This is a genomic window from Pectobacterium colocasium, assembly GCF_020181655.1.
In the GTDB taxonomy this organism is placed as follows: Bacteria; Pseudomonadota; Gammaproteobacteria; order Enterobacterales; family Enterobacteriaceae; genus Pectobacterium; species Pectobacterium colocasium.
The window spans coordinates 188,454-213,524 of record NZ_CP084032.1 but is presented as its reverse complement, the minus strand read 5'-3'; the positions used below and the strand labels follow the sequence as shown (position 1 = coordinate 213,524).

The following is a 25,071-nucleotide window of genomic DNA, read 5'->3' as shown; positions in this document are numbered from 1 at the left end:
ACAATCTGTGTGAGCACTTCACTCAACCTACATCTTCTTGGTAAGGAGGTGATCCAACCGCAGGTTCCCCTACGGTTACCTTGTTACGACTTCACCCCAGTCATGAATCACAAAGTGGTAAGCGCCCTCCCGAAGGTTAAGCTACCTACTTCTTTTGCAACCCACTCCCATGGTGTGACGGGCGGTGTGTACAAGGCCCGGGAACGTATTCACCGTAGCATTCTGATCTACGATTACTAGCGATTCCGACTTCATGGAGTCGAGTTGCAGACTCCAATCCGGACTACGACGTACTTTATGAGGTCCGCTTGCCCTCGCGAGGTCGCTTCTCTTTGTATACGCCATTGTAGCACGTGTGTAGCCCTACTCGTAAGGGCCATGATGACTTGACGTCATCCCCACCTTCCTCCAGTTTATCACTGGCAGTCTCCTTTGAGTTCCCGGCCTAACCGCTGGCAACAAAGGATAAGGGTTGCGCTCGTTGCGGGACTTAACCCAACATTTCACAACACGAGCTGACGACAGCCATGCAGCACCTGTCTCAGAGTTCCCGAAGGCACTAAGCTATCTCTAGCAAATTCTCTGGATGTCAAGAGTAGGTAAGGTTCTTCGCGTTGCATCGAATTAAACCACATGCTCCACCGCTTGTGCGGGCCCCCGTCAATTCATTTGAGTTTTAACCTTGCGGCCGTACTCCCCAGGCGGTCGATTTAACGCGTTAGCTCCGGAAGCCACGCCTCAAGGGCACAACCTCCAAATCGACATCGTTTACAGCGTGGACTACCAGGGTATCTAATCCTGTTTGCTCCCCACGCTTTCGCACCTGAGCGTCAGTCTTTGTCCAGGGGGCCGCCTTCGCCACCGGTATTCCTCCAGATCTCTACGCATTTCACCGCTACACCTGGAATTCTACCCCCCTCTACAAGACTCTAGCTTGCCAGTTTCAAATGCAGTTCCCAAGTTAAGCTCGGGGATTTCACATCTGACTTAACAAACCGCCTGCGTGCGCTTTACGCCCAGTCATTCCGATTAACGCTTGCACCCTCCGTATTACCGCGGCTGCTGGCACGGAGTTAGCCGGTGCTTCTTCTGCGGGTAACGTCAATCGGTGAGAGTATTAATCTCACCGCCTTCCTCCCCGCTGAAAGTGCTTTACAACCCGAAGGCCTTCTTCACACACGCGGCATGGCTGCATCAGGCTTGCGCCCATTGTGCAATATTCCCCACTGCTGCCTCCCGTAGGAGTCTGGACCGTGTCTCAGTTCCAGTGTGGCTGGTCATCCTCTCAGACCAGCTAGGGATCGTCGCCTAGGTGAGCCATTACCTCACCTACCAGCTAATCCCATCTGGGCACATCTGATGGCGCGAGGCTCGAAAGTCCCCCGCTTTGGTCCGAAGACGTTATGCGGTATTAGCTACCGTTTCCAGTAGTTATCCCCCTCCATCAGGCAGTTTCCCAGACATTACTCACCCGTCCGCCGCTCGTCACCCAAGGAGCAAGCTCCTCTGTGCTACCGCCCGACTTGCATGTGTTAGGCCTGCCGCCAGCGTTCAATCTGAGCCATGATCAAACTCTTCAATTTAAGATTTGTTTGATTTGCTGAACTCGTCAGCGATGCTCAAAGAATTAAAACTGTTTATTCGTAATGAATTTACTGTTGTTCACTCTTCAAGACTTTTTGTATCGTTAAGATACGGTCTTGTGAGTGCCCACACAGATTGTCTGATTAAATTGTTAAAGAGCAGTGCCACAATCTCTCGTGGCGCGGGTCGCATATACTATGCTAATCCGCTTTAAAGTCAAGTCATTGCTGACTGCTTTATGAAATCTTTTTTGCTGTTACCGCAACCGCGTGTCGCTGTTGCCGTGTCAGTGGAGGCGCATTATAGGGACTTCTCGCCGCCTGACAAGCGCTAAATGCAAAAAAATTATCGTTTGTCTACTATTTACCCATAAGGCTATCAAAGTGGCAGTTTTTCCAGCGAATCGAAGCCATAACGCTGCAATATTGGCCACAGCGTAGCGACTTTAGGTGTAATCGCCAGGCAATAAACCAGATTCTTATCTGTCGAAAGCGGTGGATTATCCAGATTGGCAATGAGCCACGCGGTTCTTCTGGCGATAGCAGCACCGGAATCGACAAGACGCGTGCCATCTGGCAATGCCGCTTTCAGCTCTTCTGCTAACAACGGAAAATGCGTACAACCTAGTACAACCGTATCTGGCGGCTCCGGTAAACGCAGCCAGGGACGCAGGATTTTTTGCAGTTCGGAAATGGAAATCGTCTCCCCCTGCAATTTCGCTTCTGCCAATTCAACCAGCTCTGACGACCCCAGCGACAAAATCTGGCAATCCGTCGCAAAACGGGCAATCAGTTCGTACGTATAGGGGCGCTGAACCGTTGCGCGCGTCGCCAGTAGGCCAACAACGCCGTTGCGCGTCAGCTTAGCTGCCGGCTTCACCGCAGGAACGACGCCCACGACAGGGAAAGCAAAACGCTCACGTAACGCTGGAAGGGAAATCGTACTCGCCGTATTACAGGCAATCACAACCAGTGCGAGCTGATGGCGTAGTTGAACTGCGTTAACAATCTCAACCACGCGCTCGATAATAAACTGCTGTGATTTCTCACCATAGGGAAACGCTTCGTTATCGAATGCGTATATATAGTGAAGATCCGGCAAGAGTTGCCGGATTTCATCATAAACAGACAGCCCGCCTACGCCGGAATCGAAGACCAGAACCGTAGGACGGGATGGCAGGTTAGAAGGTATAGCTTCCGGTGAGATAGTATTCTCGCCCTGCCGTGCGGTAGCCATATGCCGTCTCATAATCTTTATCAAACAGGTTGGCGATTCTACCACGAACTGTCAGATGAGAGGTGATCGGATATGAGGCAGCGAGATCCCAAAGGCTATAGCCACCTAGTTTGACGGGTTTAGGCTGGAAAGTGACAGGATCGAAATCCGAATCAGAGCGAGCACCTTGGTAAAGCCACGTTAGCGACATGTTCACATCGTTTAACATAGTTGAAAGCTCATACTTCGCTTTCTTATGGGCACGACGCGCTAAAGCTTTATCTGTCGTTTTATCTTTGGCATCCAAATATTCCAGAGTCACCTGATGCGACAACCACCATGTATCATAGGCCGCAGTAAACTCCGCACCGGTCATTACCGCTTTACCGATATTATCGTAGGTACTCTGGCCCAGAGGGAGTGAACGAAAGTTAATGAGGTTATCAACTTCATTACGGTAGCCGGACACCCGCCAGTTCACCGGGCCACTTAAGCCTTCCACGCCAAGTTCCCACTGCTTACTTTCTTCAGGCGATAAATTGGGATTTCCCTGCGAATATGCCGTGTCATATATCTTGTCAAACGTTGGCGCTTTAAACGCCGTACCGTAAGAACCTATAATTCGATAACCGTCAACAAACTCCCATGCAGCACCGGTTTGCCACGTGCCATGTCGGCCATATTGTTGATTATCATCACCACGAACAGCGCCCTCTAACGTAACAGAACCAAACTGCTGCTTAGTCGTTAAATAGATGCCTGTATTGTCACGGCTATGAGCCTGATTATAGGCGGCGCTGCCTCCTGGTTGCGCTCGTTCATTGCGCCAGTCAGTTCCGACACTTACGCTACCATTTCCTACATTGAAGACATTGCCCCATTGCAGATTACGTTGCTCAATTTGCGTAATCGTGCCGTTATATTTTCCGGTCACATCATTAAAATTGAGATCATCATAGGTTTGGTAACTAGCAATTAATTGGCTTGAATATATACCTTCGTTGAACTTCAGACCCGCGTCATAATTTCGAGTATTCAAATAACGCTTATCATTTCCTTGATAGGTACCAACAACATCATAATCCGTATTATTGTCATATCCATAGGCACGGAAAAAACCGGAAGTATTTTCAGAGAAACGCTGTTCCAGCGATCCCCAAAAAGATTTGCTGCGATAACCATCATTATCTCTGTCAGCTGGCCAAGGCGAGGAAGGATAGACATTATATCCATGGGTAGCTTCATAGCTTCCTGCAACACTGACAACGGTATTGTCACTCACATGACCACGTACTGAACCATCATAGTTTTGATAAGCATGAGAACCGTAACCAGCATTTAGCACGCCTCCATCCTGAGCACGTTCAGTAATAATATTGATGACGCCACTGATAGCATCAGAACCGTACACAGCAGAACGAGGACCACGAATATATTCAATACGCTGTACTAACGACATAGGTATCTGACTGAAGTCAACACTGCCAGAGACTCCTGCAGAGGCAAGACGAACGCCGTCAACCAGCACCAATACATGGTTAGAATTGCTGCCACGAATAAACATCGAACCAAGTTGTCCTCGGCCACCACTCTCAGCAATATCTACTCCCGGTAAACGACGCATCACATCATTGAGCGACTTGGCCTGCCAGCGGTCGATATCTTCTCTTGTCACTACGGTAGTGGGTGCCAACACCGAAGAAACCGGCTGTGCGAAACGATTTGCCGTTACGACCATGTCATCGGCATTTTTTTCCGATGGCGAATTTTGGTTTTCCTGCGCCCAGCCAGAAAATGCCGTGACAGAAAGCGCCGTCAGCAGCGAAACTTTTTTAATCATTGTTAAAGCATCCGAGAAATAATAAGGATGCCGCAGGCTCTGTTAATAGCACGCGATATGCAGAGCCAATTGCGACGTATTCCGGCAGGTCTTCGGGCTTGGATGCCGCTGTTACCACAAACCGTCAACGGTAAGGGATACAACGAAAGCGATGACTTCCCATCTATACCCGTCATATTTCAAGTTGCATGTGCGTTGGCTGCGTTCACTCACCCGAATCACTTACTTGAGTAAGCTCATCGGGATGAAATGAGAGACATCCTGTCTCTCACCGAAGGCCAGCCGTTGGCTGGTCAAATTCGTTCCCGACGAATTTGTCCCTCTCTTGCCGCCTACCTGAAACTCGAATTATTTAGGGTACATAACAGTGTCTGCATAATAATGCTATCGCCGGGGCTTTCTTTACCGCTGCGCGTCAGCTCCAGATTTACACTGGATTCCCTTTTGACTTGTGTTACAAGACCGGATGCTCATCCTACAATCGCGAATTGTGGAAGTCTAGACTTCTATATCACTACAGGATAATCACGTAACAAAACTGGACATCCTGGCCGAATTCCCTACAATTCCCGGCCAATAACACCCTTTTAGACGCTGTTCAGACGAGAAAACCATGACGCCAGAGATCCTGCCCATCGAACAATACGACGACCAGCTTGTAGAGAAAACCGAGCGTCTGAGTGGGCTGATGGCACCGTTCAATGCACCGGAACCTGCCGTCTTTCGTTCTCCCGTCAGCCACTATCGGATGCGCGCCGAGTTCCGTATCTGGCACGAGGGTGATGAGCTTTACCACATCATGTTTGACCAGCAAACCAAACAGCGCATTCGGGTCGATCGCTTTCCGGCAGCCAGCGAGTTGATCAACCGCCTGATGCCGGCGCTGCTTGCTGCAATCCAGCCCGATTCCGTTCTACGCCGCAAACTGTTCCAGATAGACTATCTGTCTACCCTGAGCGGCGAAGTGATCGTTTCGCTGCTGTATCACCGCACTCTGGACGAGGAGTGGCAGGCTCATGCCCGCGCGCTGCGCGATAGCCTGACGGCGCAGGGGTTCCGTCTACAGTTGATTGGTCGTGCGACAAAAACCAAAATCTGCCTCGACCGCGATTATGTTGATGAATGTCTGCCGGTTGCGGGTCGGGATATGATTTACCGCCAGGTAGAAAACAGCTTCACGCAGCCGAATGCGGCAATCAATATTCAGATGCTGGAGTGGGCGCTGGACGCGACGGCAGGGTCGACAGGGGATTTGCTGGAGCTGTATTGCGGTAACGGCAATTTTTCACTCGCGCTGGCAAGAAATTTCGAACGCGTACTGGCCACCGAGATCGCCAAGCCATCCGTTGCGGCAGCACAATATAATATCGCCGCGAACCAGATAGAGAACGTGCAGATTATCCGTATGGCGGCAGAAGAATTCACGCAAGCTATGCAGGGGGTACGTCAGTTTAACCGCTTGCAGGGCATCGATCTGACGAGCTACCAGTGCGAGACCATTTTTGTTGACCCGCCGCGCAGCGGACTGGATGACGAAACGGTGAAACTGGTTCAGGCGTATCCACGTATTCTTTATATTTCCTGCAACCCGGAAACGCTGAGCCATAACCTGCAAACGCTCTCAGAAACCCACGACATTCGCCGTCTGGCACTGTTCGATCAATTCCCTTACACCCACCATATGGAGTGTGGCGTGCTGTTAGAAAAGCGTCAGTAACCGCACATCAACTGGCGGGTCACCCCGCCAGAGCACACCTGTTACAGCGTATCACTCTCTTCTGCTGAAACTGACTCCGTGGCTTTTTTGCGGCGCAGTTTCAGGCCAATCCAGAAAACCAATGCCACGCACAGGATCGAGGGAATAAAGTTCGAGCCAATAGCGGGATATTCCACACGCACGATGGCACTGTAGATCAATAATCCCAGCAGAAAACTGGCTGCTGCCAGCATCGGAATGCCTTCCGGCATACTGTGATGCAAATAACGTTGATGCAGGCAGTAAATGGACAATACCAGCGCAATCAGGGGAAAAATCGAGAACGGAACAATACTGCTGAACAAGGCGGCGAATGCGCCATTGACGGATAAGCCCGCAATCAACGCCAGCACCAGCGTACCTTTTTCTTGGTGAGGTTTTTCTGTCATGGTTTCTCCCTTTTCATGTTGTTGGTATAGAGGATTTATGGCACGGTAAAACTACTATCGTGTTCTTTTCTGTACCAGTAATACGCCCCTTTGGCGATCATCCGCAGTTGCAGTACCAGTCGTTCTTCCAGCTGTTTACGCTGTTCCAAAGAAACATCCAACGCCTCTGCTCCCGCGCTGAACACAATGGTCACCATCGCTTCTGACTGCGCTTCCGCAAAGCTGCGGGGAATATGGTTTTCCACCTCAAGATAATCCGCCAGTTCTGCGATGAAATGCTGAATTTCGCGCGCGACTGCCGCACGAAAGGCCGCCGACGTCCCTGAACGTTCACGCAGCAACAGCCGGAACGCATTAGGATTATTGCCGATAAATTCCATGAAGGTGGAAACCGACGTCCTGATTACGCTACCGGTCTTGGCAATACGCTGCCGAGCCTGTCGCATTAACTGACGCAGCATCAGCCCGCTTTCGTCAACCATTGTCAGCCCCAGTTCATCCACGTCACGAAAATGACGATAGAAAGATGTCGGCGCGATACCCGCTTCACGGGCAACCTCACGCAGACTCAGGCTGGCAAAACTACGCTCAGCGCTTAACTGGCTAAATGCAGCTTCAATAAGGGAACGACGAGTCCGTTCTTTTTGTTGTGCTCTGACACCCATTATGCTGCCCAAATGATCTACTCCCCTTTCCAGAGGGGCACTATAGCAAACTTTATTGTCCGCAGAATGAGACAAAGTTTGCCATATTAAGAATGTGAGAATCTGTTTCCATAGTAAAGGCAGGGATGATTGGGTTCTGCCGCAGTCGATGTTACAATCGCACGATGTTAAGTCCACGTTATTATTTTGTATAAAAACAGGTTTAACCTACCATGACTCTACAACATCAATACGATTATGATGCCATTGTGATTGGTTCCGGTCCCGGCGGTGAAGGTGCAGCAATGGGATTAGCCAAGCACGGCGCCAAAATTGCGGTGATTGAACGTCACTACAATGTCGGCGGCGGCTGTACCCACTGGGGTACGATTCCTTCCAAAGCCCTCCGTCACGCCGTCAGCCGCATTATCGAGTTCAATCAAAATCCCCTCTACAGTGACAACTCCCGCATTATCCGCTCCTCATTTTCCGACATTCTACGCCATGCCGACAGCGTCATCGGTCAGCAAACCCGTATGCGACAAGGGTTTTATGAGCGTAACCAGTGTGAGTTGTTCTCCGGCGAGGCCAGTTTCATCGACGCCCATACGATTGCCGTTCACTACCCAGACAACACCCATGAAACGCTGACCGCTGCCAATATCATTATCGCGACAGGCTCACGTCCGTATCATCCGGCAGAAGTCGACTTCAACCACCCGCGTATTTATGACAGCGACTCTATTCTGCAACTCGACCATGAGCCCCAGCACGTCATCATCTATGGCGCGGGCGTGATTGGCTGCGAATATGCCTCTATCTTTCGCGGCCTGAGCGTTAAGGTCGATTTAATCAATACCCGCGACAGGCTGCTGGCGTTTCTCGATCAGGAAATGTCGGATGCGCTGTCCTATCACTTCTGGAATAACGGCGTGGTTATCCGCCACAACGAAGAGTTCGAAAGTATTGAAGGGCTGTCCGACGGCGTCATCGTCAATCTGAAATCAGGCAAAAAGATGAAGGCAGACTGCCTGCTCTATGCCAACGGACGCACGGGGAATACGGAAACGCTGGGGCTGGAGAATATTGGCCTGAGCACCGACAGCCGCGGCCAGCTCAAGGTCAACAGCATGTACCAGACGGCGCTGGCGCATATTTATGCGATTGGTGATGTCATCGGCTATCCTAGCCTGGCATCAGCGGCGTACGATCAGGGCCGGCTCGCCGCGCAGGCGATTATCAAAGGCGATGCCAGCGCGCATCTCATCGAAGATATTCCAACCGGCATTTATACCATCCCAGAAATCAGCTCCGTGGGGAAAACCGAACAAGAGCTTACCGCGATGAAAGTGCCTTATGAAGTCGGGCGGGCACAGTTCAAACATCTGGCACGGGCGCAGATTGTCGGGATGAACGTGGGGAGTTTGAAGATTCTGTTTCACCGCGAAACGAAACAGATTTTGGGTATTCACTGCTTTGGTGAGCGCGCCGCTGAGATTATCCACATCGGGCAGGCCATCATGGAACAAAAAGGTGAAGGTAATACTATCGAATACTTCGTTAATACCACCTTCAACTATCCAACCATGGCAGAAGCTTACCGTGTGGCGGCGCTGAACGGATTGAACCGCTTATTTTGACAGGTTTTCCATATAGCCCTGCATATGCTCGCGGATGGTATCAGCAAGTTGCTCATAGCGTCCGCGCAGCGGTGAACCGGGGCGATACACCAGCGCGATAGTGCGCTTGGGCTCCGGTTTATAGCACGGTAAATAGCAGACGCCATCGCGTTCGCGTTCGCGCGGGACCGACAACGACGGCAGCAGTGTAATACCACTTCCCGCTGCAACCATATTACGCAACGTCTCCAGGCTGGTTGCCCGGAAATGCGTATCTTCATCCGCCCCCGCCTGAAAACAGAAGCCCATGGCCTGGTCGCGCAGGCAGTGGCCATCTTCCAGCATCAGCAGCTTTTCACCCGCCAGATCGGACATCGCCACGCGTTCGCGGTTCGCCCAAGGGTGATCCTGATAAATGGCCAGCTTCATCGGCTCGTCGAAGAGGGGAACCTCGATAAAGGCTTCGGACTCTTTCACCATTGCCAGAATGGCGCAGTCCAGTTTGCCGCTGTCCAACTGGGCCAGCAACTGATGGGTTTGCGCTTCGTGCAGATACATTTCGAGTTTGGGAAACGTGCGATGCAACATTGGAATGATTTGCGGCAGCAGATAAGGTCCCACGGTAGGGATCAGGCCGATATGCAACGGCCCAGACATGGTTTCACCCTGCTGGCTCGCCATCTCTTTTAGTACCTTGACCTCGCGTAATACCGTTCGTGCCTGCTCGACCAGCAGCAGCCCCGCTTGGGTAAACAAGACTTTACGACTGGTTCTCTCCAGCAGCATCACGCCGAGTTCATCTTCCAGTTTACGAATCTGTCCACTGAGTGTTGGCTGACTCACATGGCAGGAATCTGCCGCTCGCCGAAAGTGACGATGTTCTGCCAGCGCGACAAGATACTCTAAATCCCGAATATTCATTATTATTCTCCTTATCATGATAGCTAACAGCGATAGATAGGATATCAATGAACGACAATTTCTATCAACATCCAAAATGAATAATATATCCCACCGAAGCGTGTCGGCTTATTCCAGCCACCTGTAACGCTATACCGAGCAGGCTAATATATTCAAGTGATTTGACGATGACAGCATTTTGTGTCTCTCAGTCAGGCAAGCATGATGAATGCGAGGAAATTTGATGCGTAGGCTGAGAATGTATCATGTGAATCAGTGGAAAGCGGATAGGGATTGGAGGCTTGTAAAGCGGCGGTCAGTAAGGTGATAGAAAAGCGATTCAGTCTCCAACGGCTAAGCTAAAATCGCTGGATAGGAATCTCATCCCTGAAAGTCCCTCTTTTCATGGCCGCGGTAAGTGACGTTGAAAGGTATTCCGATACCGTCATTCTCCATCACCGCTGCGGCCTCGTTCTTCCTGAAATGTTGCGCGTCGCCTCAGCGTGCCACATCAGGGCGGACGCCCAGTGTATGGCAAATCGCGTAGCTCAGCTCAGCACGGTTCAGCGTATAGAAATGGAAATCTTTTACGCCTTCGCGGCTGAGAATTTTCACCATGTCCATCGCGATAGACGCCCCCACCATTTTGCGGGTTTCGGGATCGTTATCCAGGCCGTCAAACATGGCCGTCATCCAGTTTGGCACGCGGACGTTCGTCATCGTAGCAAACCTCTGCAATTGCTTGAAATTCGACACGGGCAGGATGCCCGGTACAATTTCTACATCAATGCCCGTCGCTACACAGCGGTCACGGAATCGCAGGTAGCTTTCTACGTCGAAAAAGAACTGTGTGATCGCGCGATTCGCGCCGGCATCAATCTTGTGTTTCAGGTTAATCAGGTCAGCCTGTGCGCTTTTCGCTTCAGGGTGCACTTCAGGATAAGCGGCAACGGAAATATCGAAATCGCCAACCTCTTTCAGCAGGGAAACCAGATCCGCCGCGTACATGTCCGGTTTACCACCTTCTGGCGGCAAATCGCCACGCAGCGCGACAATATGGCGGATACCGCTCTGCCAGTAATCCTGAGCAATTTCACGCAGCTGTTCACGCGAAGCATCAATACAAGTCAGGTGAGGCGCCGCTTCCAGACCGGTACGTTCTTTGATCGTTTTGATAATGCTATGAGTACGGTCACGCTCGCCGGAATTCGCCCCGTAGGTCACGGAAACAAACTTGGGCTTCAGGCTGCTCAGCCGATCAATTGAGCTCCACAGGGTTTCTTCCATATCGCTGGTACGCGGCGGGAAAAATTCGAACGACACATTAATCCGTCCCTGTAATTCCGCCAGACTTTGATTCAGCGCTTCCCGCTGGTTTGCGTGAAAAAAGCTCATACCTGCTACCCCGTTGACCGTGATTGTTATTATCATTCGACAAACGTCTATACGTTTAGACGTCTATATAGAAAATGACGTAATCTACTTAAAGAGTCAACGCTTTTCAGCACGCAAGCCGTGATGATTGCTCACGATAAATGAAAAAAGTTCATGATGGATCAGGCGTGGTGACTTTTATACGCAAACCCCAGAGATGTCGTGGGTTTTGCCGTTATCCGGCGTAAAAAATTATGCTGAGGAGATAGCAGGCTTAGGATGAGCCGCAGGGACGCGGCTCAAGCTTGCGCCACGTAGGGAACGTGTCGCAAGCGGTCCGTTAAGCCTAATACCGACGAAGGCACCGCGTTAGCGGCATAATTTGCGCCGGAAAGCCAGGGGTCACGGGGCGAGCGGCGCTGAGCCGCCCCGTGTCGGGCGTGTGCTACGAGGTAGCATGAAAATGGCGGGATTGTGACGCACGAAACCATCTCTCAGGCTACATGAGCGAAAGAGGATACGCCCTCAGCCACAGGGAAAATCGTGAAAATGTACGGTATGCCCTGCTTCTGTCGTCAAAAAAATGGCGTATTGCGGGGCTTCCAGACTGGTTTCGAATCCGGGTGCGAAACGCAGGGCGGACTGATGGTTGGTGCCGCGTACCGTGCTAAACGATATTCCTCGCCAGTTGCCGCTAGCAGGCCGATGCACGTGCCCTGCGGAAATATGCCGCACATTGCCGAAACGATGGCACACCTGATACAGCGCGTCTGCCGCCTCGGAAGCCAATCGAACGCTATCCAGCGCCGGAAGCCCGATCGACATTGGAGGATGGTGCAGGAACAGGAACACATTCTTGCTTTCCGCAGCCTGAAGCTGTCGCTCAAGCCACGACAGCCGCGCAGAACACAGCGTTCCGGCTACCTCGCTGGCCTGCAACGAGTCCAGCAGAATGACGCAATCATCTCCCACAGACGTCACGTTCTGCACAAACCCATTTTCATCCGCCAGCGTCGGGAACTGAGCCAAAAATACCTCTCGGTCGTCGTGATTCCCCATCGTCACACGCCAGGGAAGCTGCAATTCAGCCAGCGCCGCAGCCAGAAACGTATAGGATGCCGCACTGCCGTCATCGGACAGATCGCCTGAGATAACCACCAAATCGGCATCGCGGTGGTGTGCGTTGATATCGGCAATCGCCGCCTTCAACTGCTGCTCGGGATCGCGACCATGCAAATTGCCGCCTTGCGCGGTCAGATGGAGGTCGGAGAGTTGAATCAGTTTCATATTATCCTCGGTTCTCACTATCTACGGGCTCTCGCCCGTCACTACCGTTACGCCGACTGGCGGCGGATTAGCGGGGCAGCCACTTTCGCTCTACACGCGGGTTCTTGTACCTGAGACTGGCGTCGATCGAGCAACGCCAACGCCTGCGCTGCCATCGTTGCAGGATCCTGACGAAAGGTCGTCAGCGCATAGGCATCCCATCCTGCGGCCGGAATATCATCAAACCCGATCACCATGAGATCATGCGGAACGGCCAGGCCAAACTGCTTTGCACGATCGATCACACCAAACGCGACTAAATCGTTAACGCAGAACACCGCATCTGGCCTGACGGCTTCAGGAAGCGAAAACAGCGTCTGCCCTACCGTTAATCCATCGTCATAATCCGTATCACCGCCGCGAACTACAGCCACAGGCAGCCCTAAGGCTCTCGCCTCATCACAAAATGCCTGCTCACGTTCAATGATATTGGGCGTCGCCGACGCCGCACCCGCCAGCGCCAGACGCGTTCTGCCCGATGAAGCAAACAGCCGTGCCGCCATACGTGCTGCGGTGTCATTATCGATGTGTACGCTATCGCACGCCGGTTCGTGTCGCCCAATAACAATCAGCGGCTGACCGTTTAGCTGTGCCAGCTCAACAAACTCTTTCGGCGGCGAGCCGGAAAGCACAATCGTCGCTTCCGCACGATGCCCAAATAGAATGGAGCGCGCGGCCGCCATCGCTTCCCGCACATGGCTGGTATTGATGAGAACGGGAATTGAGCCGCGTTGAATTAACGCCTGCGACAGTTCCGCAACCAGATTGGCACGAAACCCAACCTCGGGGTGTGTCACCACCAACCCAACCAGACGGCTGCTGTTCGTCAGCAGGCCACGCGCCAGATCGTTAACCTGATAACCCAGTTCCTGCGCCGCCGTCATTACTTTGGCATAGGTAGCTGCCGACACACTGGCGCCGGGGGTAAAGCTACGGGATACCGCCGAGCGCGATACGCCAGCCCGGCGCGCCACATCCTGTGCGCTGACGTAGCCCTGTTTACCTACCTTCATTTCCCTATCCTTGCCATTACGTCGGCTTTCAAAAAACGTTCCACCACCAGCATGAACAGCACGGAAGGGATCAGCAGCACCAGCGCGGTAATAGAAGCGATCTGGTAGTTACCGCCCGCCCCAGCGGTATAAAGCAGCAACGGCATCATCTGCACATCCGGTGCCCCCACGAAATAGCTGCCGGTAAATTCATCCAGCGACTCAAGGAAAACAAAGATGGCGGACGCCATCAGCCCCGGCATAGCCAGCGGCAGGGTGATATCGACAAAGGCACGCCATGGCCCGGCACCAATCGATCGTGCCGCCTGTTCCATTTCACGTCCCACCGCCGAGAACGCCGCCGAGGCAATCCAGACGGCAAACACCAACCCGTGAACCGTGTGAACCAGTACCACACCCAGCAGCGTGCCGTTCAGCCCCCACTGATAAAACAGGCGAGCGATATTGACGTACACCGTCAAATTCGGAAACGCCTGCGGAATCAGGAATATCAGCAGTATCAATCCACGAGCAGGCAGCGGCAGACGCGCCAGCGCATACCCAGCCGGAATCGCCAGCGACAGCGAAGCCAGCACGGTAAACACCGCCACCAGCACGCTATTTCCCAGCGTTTCCCAGGCCACACCGCGCGGTGAAAACACGCGTTTCCAGAAGGCGAAGCCCCAGTCATTGGGCAACAGGTGAGGATAAAACCATTTTTCCGCTACCGACCACAGCAAGAGGTTAGCCAATGGCCCAAAGATCAAGAAGATCAGCGTCCCCAGAATCAGCATTCTCGGGATCCACCACAGTACGTTCTTCATGCTTTATCCCTCATGTTCAAGCGGAGATAAATCACGGCAAACAGACCGGTCATCAGCAGGGAAATCACCCCCAACGCATTCGCCACGCCATAATCTCCGTAGGCGTTAATGCGGAAGGCAATGTTGGCGGTTAACATCGTCGGCGACTGAGCATTAATCATCATCGGTACGGACAGTACCGACATCATGGTGACAAAAGAGAGAATGAGCCCGGTAAGCAGCGTTTGCCCAACCTGAGGCACCACAATTTCACACAGGATACGCAAGCGCGACGCGCCTAAGTTACGGGCGGACTCTATCATTGTGCGATCCAGCGACGCCATCGCACCAGCGATCAGCAGCGCCACAAACGGCGTCTGTTTCCAGACAAAAGCGAACACAATGCCACGCCAGTCCAGCCAGTTGCTGGCACTGGCCATATCGACAATGCCGAGCGTATCCAGTGCGCCATTCAGCCAGCCGTTCTTAGCCAGAAACGTGCGTAAAATTTGCCCGGTCACGATAAACGGAATAAACAGGGGCCAGCGATAGACACAGCGCAGCAACGCCACCATACGCGGGCTTTCCCCTAGCGTCAGGTAACCGCCGATCATGACCGATAGCAGGCCAATCAGCAGCGTTGAGAGGCTCACTATCAGTAAGGTAAACAGGATATCGGGCAGATACAGCGTCAATGCCGTGACAAAATTATCAATGCCCACGCCATTCTGACTGACAAAAGCGCCCCCAACCGACAGCCCCAGCGGCGTGATAAAACAGACAGCCACCACCGCCAGCGCGGGTAGCACAAGCGCGATACCCGCCAGTCGGGAGGAAAATTGGGATACGTGCAACATGAATGTCTCCGCTCTCTGGCTTCATCCCGCCAGAGCGCATGTGATGCTAAGGGGTATCTAAGCCAGCGGCACTATTTCGCCATCGCCTGCTCATAGGCGTTCAGAATCGCGGTGTGATAAGGCGCGATAGGGAACGTTTTTCCTTTGCTCGCCAGCTCATCCGGCGTCACATCCGTGAACAGACGTTGCCATACCGCGGGTTTTAGCTCAGCCTGAACGTACTTGGCATCGATCCCCGGATACCAGTTAAAGCGTTCCACAATCCCTTCGGCCTGTACTTTGGCGCTGGTTGCCAGTTCAACAAACTGCTTAGCCAGTTCGCGGTTCGGTGCCTGCGCGGGGATGACATAGTGCATCGGCTGCCCCGGCATACCGGGCGCAGGCAACAGCAATTTGAAATTGTCCGGCAGTTGTCCGCTCGCTTTCCAGGAGTAGAACATGTCGACCCACACCGGCCCCATCGCGATTTCGCCACGGCTCAACATATCGAGCGTGCCAGCGTTGCCCGGCGTCAGCGTCACGTTCTTGTTAAAAGCTTTCAGGCGTTCAAACGCCGGCTGCCATTTCTGCGCTGCCGTCTCATCAAACGGTCCGTTCATCAGCTTCTGGGCATCGCCGCCGTAAGCGTAAATCCAGCCCATCACGAAGCTCACACCCGACGCACCGCCTTTAATCCCGTTATAGCCGAACATTTTCGGATTCGCGGCAGCCCACTGTTGAATTTCGTCATAGCTTTTAGGCGGATTCGCTACCATGCCAGGGTTATAGGCCAGCGCCGTCTGGCTGCTGAACATCGGCATGACATAGCCTTTTACGTCCGTCCCCATGGCTTTATCCGCCGCGGCCATGCTAACCAACTTTCCACTGGCGATATCGTCGCGATATTTCAGCAGATCGCCCTTTTGCACCATCGGGCCGACAAACTTCTCATGCACGACCGCCACATCGGTGTCCCAGACTTTGGCACCCGCGGCCTGCTGTGCATTGAAACGCTCAAGAATCTTCTGCGACCCCGCATCACCCGGTCCGGTGCCGACCGCACGTACTTTTACGCCGGGATGCTGTTTCTCAAACAGCGGCCCCAGATATTCATTGACATAGTCGACCATGTTCTGGTCACCCGCCGTCAACACCGTTAATTCCTGAGCCTGTACAGCAGCCAGTGGCGTACTCATCATCAGCGTTGCAGCAAAAATGCGTTTCATATCATTTGTCTCCAATTCAGGATCAGGCCGTCAGGCCGGGAAGCGAGGAATAACGTGAAGAGGTGTCCGGTACCGCTGGCGAAGACATCGCCTCTTCTGCCAGCGGGAAAAGAAACAGCGCCTCGGCAGGGATTTGCACCGCAACCCGCTGCCCAATGGCATAGGGATGCGCGGCGTGAACCTGTATCCGCCAGGAACCACTGGAAATTGTATGCAGCCAGTATCCACCGGGGTAACTTTGTGCCTGCACCGTACCGTAGCGCATCAACATACCGGGTTGGATGAGCGGAACCTCTGCCGCATCGTAAAGACAAGCCGCTTCCGCACGAAAGCGCGCTTCTATCAGGCCGGGCTGTAGCGACGTATGCGCTGGCACCAGCGAGTGACTTTCGGCATCCCCAGGGATCATCAGCGTCTCACCGTCATAGCGCGCTTCCAGCACCAGCCGGTTTTCTGCGCCCATAAACGCCGCGACAAACGCACTGGCCGGATGGTGGTACACCTCTTGCGGGCTACCCGCCTGCATGATGCGGCCCTGATTCAAAATCACGATGCGATCCGCCATCACCATCGCTTCTTCGCGATCGTGCGTCACGTGGATCGCCGTCAATCCCAGACGCTGTTGCAGCGCACGGATCTCATCGCGCAGCTGTAGGCGAATGCGGGCATCCAGATTGGAGAGCGGTTCGTCCAGCAGTAAAATATCGGGCCTCACCGCCAGTGCACGCCCCAAGGCGACGCGCTGACGCTGCCCACCGGACAGCTCCGCAGGCTTACGGGCGCTCAACCCCGTCAACCCAAGCATGGTTTCCAGTTCCGCCACACGGCTGGCAATCTCCGCACGCGGTACGCGGTGTAAACGCAGCCCGTAAGCAATATGCTGTGCCACCGTCATATGCGGCCACAGCGCGTAACTCTGAAACACCAGCGCCATTCCGCGTTTCTCCGGCGGCGCTTGCGTCATATCCTGCCCATTAACGCGAATCGCTCCCGCTCTCGGTGACGAGAACCCCGCAACCGTACGCAGTAACGTCGTCTTGCCGCATCCTGACGAACCGAGCAATGCCACGAATTCGCCCTGTGCAATCTCCAGATGGATATCGTTCAATACGGCGGTCGTGCCGTATCCAACGTGTAGGTGGTCGATGACAATGTGCGGTGATGCCGCAGAGGAAGTTGTTTTTTGCACAGCTGTGCATTCCACGATAAACAAACAATGCGCAGATTGTGCGGTGGGTTCGTGTCAGTGGCGTGTTGTCACCATGACATTTCAATGACACGACTTACGAGGAGGATGACGGGGGACATTTTTGGCGAACAGAAAAACGGGAAAATGTATCTGGAGTATTGGCCATCTCCCACTGTGTGGAAATGGCCAACAATGCTGCCGCGATTACAGCAGATTCTACAGTAACTGCGCCAAGCGGTTTAGGTCAGATTGAAGCGCACCTGCCGTAACATCGCGCCCCGCGCCCGGCCCACGGATAACCAGCGGGTTATCCCGATACCAGCGGCTTTCAATCGCAAACACGTTATCACCCGGCAGCAGCGAGGCCAGCGGATGATCGGGGCGAACCGCTTCAACGCCCACGCGCGCTTTACCATTGCTGTCAAAGCGTGCGACGTGACGCAGAACTAAGCCCATTTCCTGTGCCGCTTCCAGACGTTGCAGCATCTGCTCGTTCAGCGAATCGCCATTCTCGAAGAAGTAATCGACTGATCCCTGTTCACAGCCCGGCGGCACCAGCGACTCAACCCGAACCTGACTAGGTTCGATGTCATAGCCCGCCTCACGCGCCAGAATCACCAGCTTGCGCATAACGTCCTGACCAGAGAGGTCAACGCGCGGATCCGGCTCAGTCAGCCCCTGCTGGCAAGCCTGATCGACCAGATCGGTGAACGGTACGGTGCCATCGAACTGCAAGAACAACCAGGAGAGCGTGCCGGAGAAAATCCCGCTAATCGCCAGAATACTGTCGCCGCTTTCCCGCAGATCGCGCACCGCAAAGTTGACCGGCAACCCTGCGCCGACGGTCGCGTTATACAACCAGTGGCGATCCGTTTTCGCGAACGCATCGCGGATCTGGCGATAGTTATTGCCGCCGGATGCACCGGCTAACTTGTTGGCGCTAATGACATGGAAACCATAGCTGGCGAAATCCAGATACAGATCGGCGACGGAATCACTGGCGGTGACGTCCAACACCACCAAATCATCGAAGGGGTGCGCACGCATCCACAGGAACAGATCTTCACCATCCCGCTCCTGCGCTTCACTTTCAAAGAAGGCCAACGCCCGGCTGGCATCCAACCCATCATAGTTCAGCAGGCTGCGCGTACTGTCCACCACGCCAGCCAGAACAAACTCAAAGCCGGTACGTGCAGACAGATTGCTCTGCTCACGCGCAAACAGCTCCAGCCAGCGTGAACCAATATTGCCTTTGCCGAACAGCACCAGACCGATGCGCTTCTCTGCACGGAATAGTGAATGGTGCAGCCCACGAATCAAATGCTCCGTCGGACCAACGCGCAGCACCGCCACCAGACTGATGCCATCATCGGCCTGGCGGACAAATTCAATCGGCTGGTCTTTCAACTGCTGATAGAAACGGTGGCTGTGCAGCGGATTTTTACCCACGCCTGCACCGACCATCGCCACCATCGCCAGCCCGTCACGCTGGTTGAGTTCAACCGGTAACGCGGCCTGTGCCAGCAGTTGCAGCGCGCTATCCACCACTTCGGAGGTGTAGCACAGTTGCAGCAGGTTACGATCCTGATGAACGCCGATTGCCAGCGGTTTCAGCTGCGCACGGTTCAGAAGCTGTTCGACTTCTTTTTGCAGCAGCGCGAAATCGTGTTCAGAAGGAACCTGAACTTCAATCAGGCACACGTCATCGTGGCTGGTGACAATTTTGGCGCCCGTGCCCGAGGCCAGCACGCGTTCGATGCGCGTAGACCCTTGTTCAGGCTGATAGCTGCAACGCAGTTGTAGGTCGATATCGCTGCCGGAAACAGGCTGCAAGGTACGGGTATGCAGTACCGGCGCCGCCAGACGCGCCAGCTCACTGGCTTCATCTAACCGCAGCAGCGGCAACAGGCAGGCATCTTTCACTTTGCGCGGATCGGCGCTATAAACCCCGGCAACGTCGCTCCAGATGGTCACGCGTTCCACCCCCGCCAGCGCACCAATTTGCGTGGCCGAGTAGTCACTTCCGTTGCGCCCCAGCAGTACCGTTTCACCCGCGTCATTGCGGCAGATAAAACCGGTGACCACCAAACGCTGCCCCGCATGTTGCGTCAGATATTGCTGCAACAACGGCCAGGAACGGCCTTCATCAACCTGCGGCTGTGCGGCACGCTCCGCACAGAGAAAATCGCGCGCATCCAGCCAGGCCGCATTCATATCCAGCTGATTCAACACCGCAGACATCAGGCGAGCCGACCAGATTTCACCGTGCCCAACCACTTCGGCGTAAACGGCATCGGTAATTTTGCCATCCAGCAGCGTAGCCAAACACTCCAGATCGCGAATAAACTGGGCGGTCAGCGCTTCTGCCGCTTGCGCAGGCAGAAGACCGGCGATCAGTTCGCTGTGATAACGGCGTAACGCCTGCTGCACCTGATGCGCTGACAGGCGATCGCTCTGACTGAGTTTCAACCAGCTAATCAGCTGGTTTGTGGTACTACCTGCGGCAGACACCACCATTAAATCACCGGGGTGGCTATACTCCGCCATAATACCGGCAACGCGCAGGTAACACTTCACATCGGCCAGACTGCTACCGCCAAACTTATGCAGTTGTCGGCCCGTTACCGATGGCGCTACTCCTAATGCACTCATTCTTACCTCTTGGCTGCGGCTTGAAACGCACGATCCAGATCGGCAACCAGATCATCGCCGTCTTCAATGCCGGTGGAAATACGCAGTAATGTTTCAGAGATACCCGCCGCGGCACGCGCTTCTGGCGCCATACCGGCGTGCGTCATCGTTGCCGCATGAGAGATGAGGCTCTCAACCCCGCCCAGCGATTCCGCCAGCGTGAACAGCTCCAGCGACGCCAGAAAACGCCGCAGCGTGTCTTCATCCCCATCCAGCTCAAAACTTAGCATAGCGCCAAAACCGGATTGTTGACGGCGGGCAATATCATGGCCGGGATTGTTCGGCAGTGAAGGATGGTACAGCGCCTTCACCAATGGCTGCGTCTGTAAAAATTCAACGATTTGTTGCGCGTTACGCTGCGCGGCGGCCATACGCGGCGCCAACGTACGCAGGCCGCGTAGCAACAGATAGCTGTCAAACGCTGCACCGGTGACACCGATATTGTTCGCCCACCAGGCCAGTTCAGTAATGGTATCGGCATCTCTGGCAATCACGGCACCCGCGACGACATCAGAGTGACCGTTCAGATATTTGGTACAGGAATGCACCACCAGATCGGCACCCAGCTCTAGCGGCTTTTGCAGCGCCGGGCTCAGGAAGGTGTTATCCACCACGCTGACCGCATCCGCTTCCCGCGCGGCCTGACAAATCGCGGCAATATCGACGACGCGCAGCAGCGGATTGCTCGGGCTTTCCACCAGCACCAGCTTCGGCTTTTCTGCCAGCGCCGCGTTGAGCGCATCGGCATCACTTTGATCGACAAATTTGACGCGAAACGCGCCGCGCTTGCTCAGGCTATCAAACAGACGATAGCTGCCGCCGTAGCAATCATGCGGCGCCACCAGCAGATCGCCGGGACGCAGGAACACCGTGCAAACCAGCATAATCGCCGACATTCCGCTGCTCGTCATTACCGCACCCGCGCCGCCTTCCAGTTCGGCAAGCGCACGCTGTACAACATCACGCGTGGGGTTGCCGCGCCGCGAATAGTCGTGTGCGCGTGGCTGGTTGAACCCGGTAAAATTATACGTGCTGGAAAGGTGAATGGGGGGAACGACGCAGCCATACTGTTCATCATCATTTAACCCACTGCGGACTGCGATCGTTGCCTGTTTACGCGTCATCGGCTCATTTCCTGACTGGAGGCTGAAAAGATAGGAACTTAAGAGTAAACGCAGTTTCAATGGACGTCAATACATCTAGACATCTAAACCTCTTTGCGTATAGATTGAGCACAGGCAGAATAACCGTTAGAATCGTGGCATTTCATGACAGATGCTGTCTTCATTAGATTAATTTTTAAGGTATCCCATGGCTGAGTGGAACGGCGAGTATGTCAGCCCTTACGCTGAACACGGTAAAAAAAGCGAGCAAGTCAAGAAGATAACAGTATCTATCCCTCTGAAAGTATTAAAGATACTGACTGACGAACGCACGCGTCGTCAGGTGAACAACCTGCGACATGCCACCAACAGCGAGCTGCTGTGTGAGGCGTTCCTGCACGCGTTCACGGGCCAACCGTTACCGAATGACGAAGACCTGCGCAAAGAACGCAGCGATGAAATTCCTGAAGCCGCGAAAATCATCATGCGTGAAATGGGTATCGACCCGGATACGTGGGAATACTGATCGCGTTTGCGCTATCGATTTTCTCGCTAACCCCGCCTTCCCCGGCGGGGTTTTGCTATGCAGATAATGCCCACTCAATTCACCGCTCTCGTTAACGTCCGCCGTTCTCTTCTTACGACCGTTTCTTCTTCCACTCACGTTGTGAATCGGGATTGCATTTAATTTGTTATGTTATAACATATCATTTCATGGCATATAACGGTGATATATCCACATTATGACAGAGCCTCTCTCCGCCAGCCGCGTGCTGCTACAACTGCACCATGTTTCCGTCGCTGACGCGAATCGTGCACCGAGACTCAGTGATATTTCGCTGTCCATGCAGGCGGGTGAACGCTTAGCGCTGATTGGACCCAACGGCAGCGGCAAATCCACGCTGCTACGCGTGTTAACCAGCGAACTCGGCACAACGACGGGTTACATCCATCTGAATGGTCAGCCGCTGAATACGCTCAGCCGCCATGAGCGAGCAAAGCGCATCGCGATTCTGGCCCAGAACGATACGCCAGATCTGCGTCTACGAGTCGCGGAATACGTTGCTTTGGGGCGGATTCCACACCACGGATTCAGCACGCCTGCGTACGATCGCCAGCTCATCGAAGAGGCGCTGGACGATACCAGCTTATTACCGCTGCGCCACCGTCTGCTGGGGACACTCTCCGGCGGGGAACGTCAGCGCGCCGCACTGGCACGTGCTTTTGCGCAAACGCCACAACTTCTGCTGCTGGATGAACCGACGAACCATCTCGATCCGTTGGCACGTGCGCAACTGCTGTCTCTGGTGCGGAAGCGCGGCATTTCAACGCTCGCGGTGCTGCACGACCTGACACTCATCACGCCCTTTGCCGATCGCGTCGCCGTTTTGCAGCAGGGCACGCTGCTTCGCTGGGGAACACCTGCACACGCGTTGAGCGCCGACTGTGTGAAATCCGTCTTTGGGATGGAGAGTTTTACGGTGCCGCACCCGATAAACGGCTCGCCCATTCGCATCTTTGAAGCCCCTGAACTGCACTGAGGAATCATGATGAAAATAACGCTTCTGTCTGGAGTGCTGGCATTGACGTCGTGCTGGGCGCACGCCTCTGGCTTTCCGGTCACGGTGGATAGCTGTGGGCAACCGCTAACCTTCACCCAACCGCCGCAGCGCGGCGTTATTCATGACCTAAACATGACGGAAATGGCGTTTGCACTTGGGCTGCAAAAAAATATTGTCGGGCTGACGGGGATTACCGGCTGGTATAAAGCGCCCCCAGACTTTATCAAGCAGCAGGGCACGATCCCCGAACTGGCAGCAAAATACCCGACGTTGGAAAACCTGTTGGCCGTACACCCGGATTTCTTCTTTGCCGGGTGGAACTACGGCATGAAAGTCGGTGGCGACGTCACGCCGCAAGCGCTGAAAAAATACGGCATTCAAACGCTGGTACTCAGCGAAAGCTGCGTGTTCACCGAACAACAGCAGCAGCGCCCACGAGCCAGCATGGAGCTGCTTTACGGCGACATGCTGAAACTGGGGAAAGTTTTCGGTAAGCAGGAACAGGCTCAGGAACACATCGACGATTGGAAACAGCACATTGCTGCCCTGCAAACCCGTATTGGCGATCGGCCAAAGCAGACGGTTTTCCTGTATGACTCTGGCGACGATAAACCTTTTACCAGCGGGAAATTCGCCATGCCAACCGCCATCATTGAGGCCGCAGGCGGCAGAAACGTAATGGACGATATGGCAACGAGCTGGGCCTCGACATCGTGGGAAAACGTAGCGGCACGCGAGCCTGATTTCATTATTTTGCTGGATTACCAGACGGGCAACGGCGCGGATGCGTTGAGGCGTTTTCTGGAATCACACCCGCTGATGAAATTTACCCCCGCCGTACAGCAGCATCGCTATCTAAAGCTGCAATATGCGGAGCTCACGCCGGGGCCGGCGAATATCGCGGCCGTCGATAAACTGGCGCACGCACTCTACCCGGATGCCTTTAAGTGAACCCAACGTCTTCACGTTATGCTGTGACGGTCGTTATCGCGCTACTGATATTGGTTGGGCTGATGCTGTTAAATATTGCGACAGGCAGCACGACGATTCCCCTTACGCAGGTCGCCAGTGTCTTAGGGCTATCATCGGCGGATGTCTCTCCAATGACGTCACGTATCATTCTGGAACTGCGCATTCCCCGCAGCCTGCTGGCGGCGCTGTGCGGCGCGGGGTTAGCGATGGTCGGTGCCTTTTTGCAAACGGCAACCCGTAACGATCTGGCCGATCCTTTTCTGTTCGGCCTGTCTGCCGGCGCTTCGGCGGGGGCGGTCGCCGTCATCACCCGTTTTGGTGAGCAGCTCGGTGGCTGGGCGCTGCCGATAGCGGCCTTCTGCGGCGGTATCTTATCGGCCGTTGCCGTGACGGTGCTATTCCTGCTGCAACAGGCGCGGGGCGCAGAACGCCTGATCATTTGCGGATTGGCGATCTCTTTTCTGTTCGGCGCACTGACGAACTACCTGGTATTTTCCGGCGATCAGCGAGCCGCCAGCTCGATTCTTTTCTGGTCGCTGGGCGGGCTAGGCCTTGCCCGTTGGGACACGCTACCTTTTGCAGTATTCAGCGTTCTGCTGCTATTCGGCCTCACTGCCCTACGCTGGCGTGCGCTCGATGCGCTGCTGGCTGGCGGACAAACCGCAGCCTCAATGGGGGTTAACCTGTCTCACGTACGGGTGGAAATTTTTATCTGCTGCGCGTTCGCCACCTCGCTACTAGTTGCGCTTACCGGCGTGATCGGTTTTATCGGTCTGATGATTCCCCATCTGGCCCGCCCGCTGAGCGGCGTGCTGCACAAGAGGCTTCTGCCAATGACAGCCGTACTGGGCGCGATATTGCTGTGCGGCGGCGACTGGCTCAGCCGGCAGCTACTGGCGCCACAGGAATTGCCCATCGGGATTATTACGGCGGGGTTAGGCGGCGTCTTCGTTCTGGGGATGCTGATAAAACGTCAGCAGGGTTACTGAACCACCAGAAACAACAAAGGCACCTGTCGGTGCCTTTGTCAAAGTTACTGTGCCAATGAGG

General features: G+C 54.2%; 20 protein-coding genes, 1 rRNA gene and 1 riboswitch. Of the genes, 6 read left to right on the top strand and 15 right to left on the bottom strand.

The annotated features are described in order from the left end of the window. Window positions 1-41: 41 nt before the first annotated feature. From LCF41_RS00935 to btuB, 3 genes are all read right to left on the bottom strand, one after another. A 16S ribosomal RNA gene (locus tag LCF41_RS00935) occupies window positions 42-1,583 on the bottom strand. Window positions 1,584-1,962: 379 nt separating this feature from the next. Continuing rightward, complete coding sequence (murI, locus tag LCF41_RS00930) at window positions 1,963-2,820, bottom strand: glutamate racemase (protein WP_225086516.1); 858 nt, start codon at window positions 2,818-2,820, stop codon at window positions 1,963-1,965. Next, window positions 2,765-4,639 (bottom strand): TonB-dependent vitamin B12 receptor BtuB, encoded by a 1,875-nt coding sequence (gene btuB / locus LCF41_RS00925; RefSeq protein ID WP_225086515.1) that lies wholly within the window; start codon window positions 4,637-4,639, stop codon window positions 2,765-2,767. Before btuB ends, murI begins: the two co-directional genes overlap by 56 nt. Before the next feature lie 270 nt (window positions 4,640-4,909). Continuing rightward, window positions 4,910-5,121, bottom strand: a riboswitch (cobalamin riboswitch). A gap of 131 nt (window positions 5,122-5,252) precedes the next feature. On the opposite strand from btuB, the gene trmA reads away from it, so the two are divergent. After that, the gene (gene trmA / locus LCF41_RS00920) at window positions 5,253-6,356 is read left to right on the top strand and encodes a tRNA (uridine(54)-C5)-methyltransferase TrmA (protein ID WP_225086514.1); all 1,104 of its coding nucleotides are present in this window, start codon (window positions 5,253-5,255) and stop codon (window positions 6,354-6,356) included. Window positions 6,357-6,397: 41 nt separating this feature from the next. Here trmA and LCF41_RS00915 read toward each other — a convergent pair whose 3' ends face one another. Both LCF41_RS00915 and fabR read right to left on the bottom strand, forming a co-directional pair. After that, the gene (locus tag LCF41_RS00915; RefSeq protein WP_225086513.1) at window positions 6,398-6,784 is read right to left on the bottom strand and encodes a YijD family membrane protein; all 387 of its coding nucleotides are present in this window, start codon (window positions 6,782-6,784) and stop codon (window positions 6,398-6,400) included. A gap of 35 nt (window positions 6,785-6,819) precedes the next feature. Continuing rightward, window positions 6,820-7,449, bottom strand: coding sequence for an HTH-type transcriptional repressor FabR (gene fabR / locus LCF41_RS00910; RefSeq protein WP_010308157.1), 630 nt, complete (start codon window positions 7,447-7,449; stop codon window positions 6,820-6,822). Between the two features lie 212 nt (window positions 7,450-7,661). On the opposite strand from fabR, the gene sthA reads away from it, so the two are divergent. Next, entirely contained in the window at window positions 7,662-9,068 is a 1,407-nt protein-coding gene (gene sthA, locus LCF41_RS00905; protein WP_225086512.1) for a Si-specific NAD(P)(+) transhydrogenase, read from the top strand. Here sthA and oxyR read toward each other — a convergent pair. From oxyR to metB, 10 genes are all read right to left on the bottom strand, one after another. Next, window positions 9,060-9,968, bottom strand: coding sequence for a DNA-binding transcriptional regulator OxyR (gene oxyR, locus LCF41_RS00900; RefSeq protein WP_010281486.1), 909 nt, complete (start codon window positions 9,966-9,968; stop codon window positions 9,060-9,062). The genes sthA and oxyR overlap by 9 nt on opposite strands. A 477-nt stretch (window positions 9,969-10,445) precedes the next feature. Beyond that, the gene (gene metF / locus LCF41_RS00895; protein ID WP_225086511.1) at window positions 10,446-11,342 is read right to left on the bottom strand and encodes a methylenetetrahydrofolate reductase; all 897 of its coding nucleotides are present in this window, start codon (window positions 11,340-11,342) and stop codon (window positions 10,446-10,448) included. Between the two features lie 504 nt (window positions 11,343-11,846). Then, complete coding sequence (locus LCF41_RS00890; protein WP_225086510.1) at window positions 11,847-12,608, bottom strand: phosphodiesterase; 762 nt, start codon at window positions 12,606-12,608, stop codon at window positions 11,847-11,849. A gap of 47 nt (window positions 12,609-12,655) precedes the next feature. Beyond that, window positions 12,656-13,660 (bottom strand): LacI family DNA-binding transcriptional regulator, encoded by a 1,005-nt coding sequence (locus tag LCF41_RS00885; RefSeq protein ID WP_225086509.1) that lies wholly within the window; start codon window positions 13,658-13,660, stop codon window positions 12,656-12,658. Beyond that, on the bottom strand, window positions 13,657-14,463 hold the full coding sequence (locus LCF41_RS00880; protein ID WP_225086508.1) for an ABC transporter permease: 807 nt from the start codon (window positions 14,461-14,463) through the stop codon (window positions 13,657-13,659). The genes LCF41_RS00885 and LCF41_RS00880 overlap by 4 nt, the downstream gene beginning before the upstream one ends. Further along, the gene (locus LCF41_RS00875; RefSeq protein WP_225086507.1) at window positions 14,460-15,299 is read right to left on the bottom strand and encodes an ABC transporter permease; all 840 of its coding nucleotides are present in this window, start codon (window positions 15,297-15,299) and stop codon (window positions 14,460-14,462) included. Before LCF41_RS00875 ends, LCF41_RS00880 begins: the two co-directional genes overlap by 4 nt. Before the next feature lie 71 nt (window positions 15,300-15,370). Continuing rightward, complete coding sequence (locus tag LCF41_RS00870; protein WP_431191551.1) at window positions 15,371-16,504, bottom strand: extracellular solute-binding protein; 1,134 nt, start codon at window positions 16,502-16,504, stop codon at window positions 15,371-15,373. Between the two features lie 22 nt (window positions 16,505-16,526). Further along, entirely contained in the window at window positions 16,527-17,693 is a 1,167-nt protein-coding gene (locus tag LCF41_RS00865) for an ABC transporter ATP-binding protein (RefSeq protein WP_225086506.1), read from the bottom strand. A 216-nt stretch (window positions 17,694-17,909) separates the two neighbouring features. Beyond that, window positions 17,910-20,345, bottom strand: coding sequence for a bifunctional aspartate kinase/homoserine dehydrogenase II (locus LCF41_RS00860; protein WP_225086505.1), 2,436 nt, complete (start codon window positions 20,343-20,345; stop codon window positions 17,910-17,912). Window positions 20,346-20,347: 2 nt separating this feature from the next. Further along, window positions 20,348-21,508 (bottom strand): cystathionine gamma-synthase, encoded by a 1,161-nt coding sequence (metB, locus tag LCF41_RS00855; RefSeq protein ID WP_225086504.1) that lies wholly within the window; start codon window positions 21,506-21,508, stop codon window positions 20,348-20,350. Between the two features lie 187 nt (window positions 21,509-21,695). Between metB and metJ the strand changes: the two genes are divergently transcribed. The 4 genes from metJ to LCF41_RS00835 all read left to right on the top strand — a co-directional run bounded on the left by metJ (window position 21,696) and on the right by LCF41_RS00835 (window position 25,010). Continuing rightward, window positions 21,696-22,013, top strand: coding sequence for a met regulon transcriptional regulator MetJ (gene metJ, locus LCF41_RS00850; RefSeq protein ID WP_005973355.1), 318 nt, complete (start codon window positions 21,696-21,698; stop codon window positions 22,011-22,013). A gap of 217 nt (window positions 22,014-22,230) precedes the next feature. After that, a complete protein-coding gene (locus LCF41_RS00845; protein ID WP_225086503.1) occupies window positions 22,231-23,028 on the top strand; it encodes an ABC transporter ATP-binding protein in 798 nt (265 codons plus the stop codon). 9 nt (window positions 23,029-23,037) lie between these two features. Next, window positions 23,038-24,000 (top strand): ABC transporter substrate-binding protein, encoded by a 963-nt coding sequence (locus LCF41_RS00840; protein ID WP_225088254.1) that lies wholly within the window; start codon window positions 23,038-23,040, stop codon window positions 23,998-24,000. Next, the gene (locus tag LCF41_RS00835) at window positions 23,997-25,010 is read left to right on the top strand and encodes a FecCD family ABC transporter permease (protein WP_225086502.1); all 1,014 of its coding nucleotides are present in this window, start codon (window positions 23,997-23,999) and stop codon (window positions 25,008-25,010) included. The genes LCF41_RS00840 and LCF41_RS00835 overlap by 4 nt, the downstream gene beginning before the upstream one ends. Window positions 25,011-25,071 lie beyond the last annotated feature (61 nt).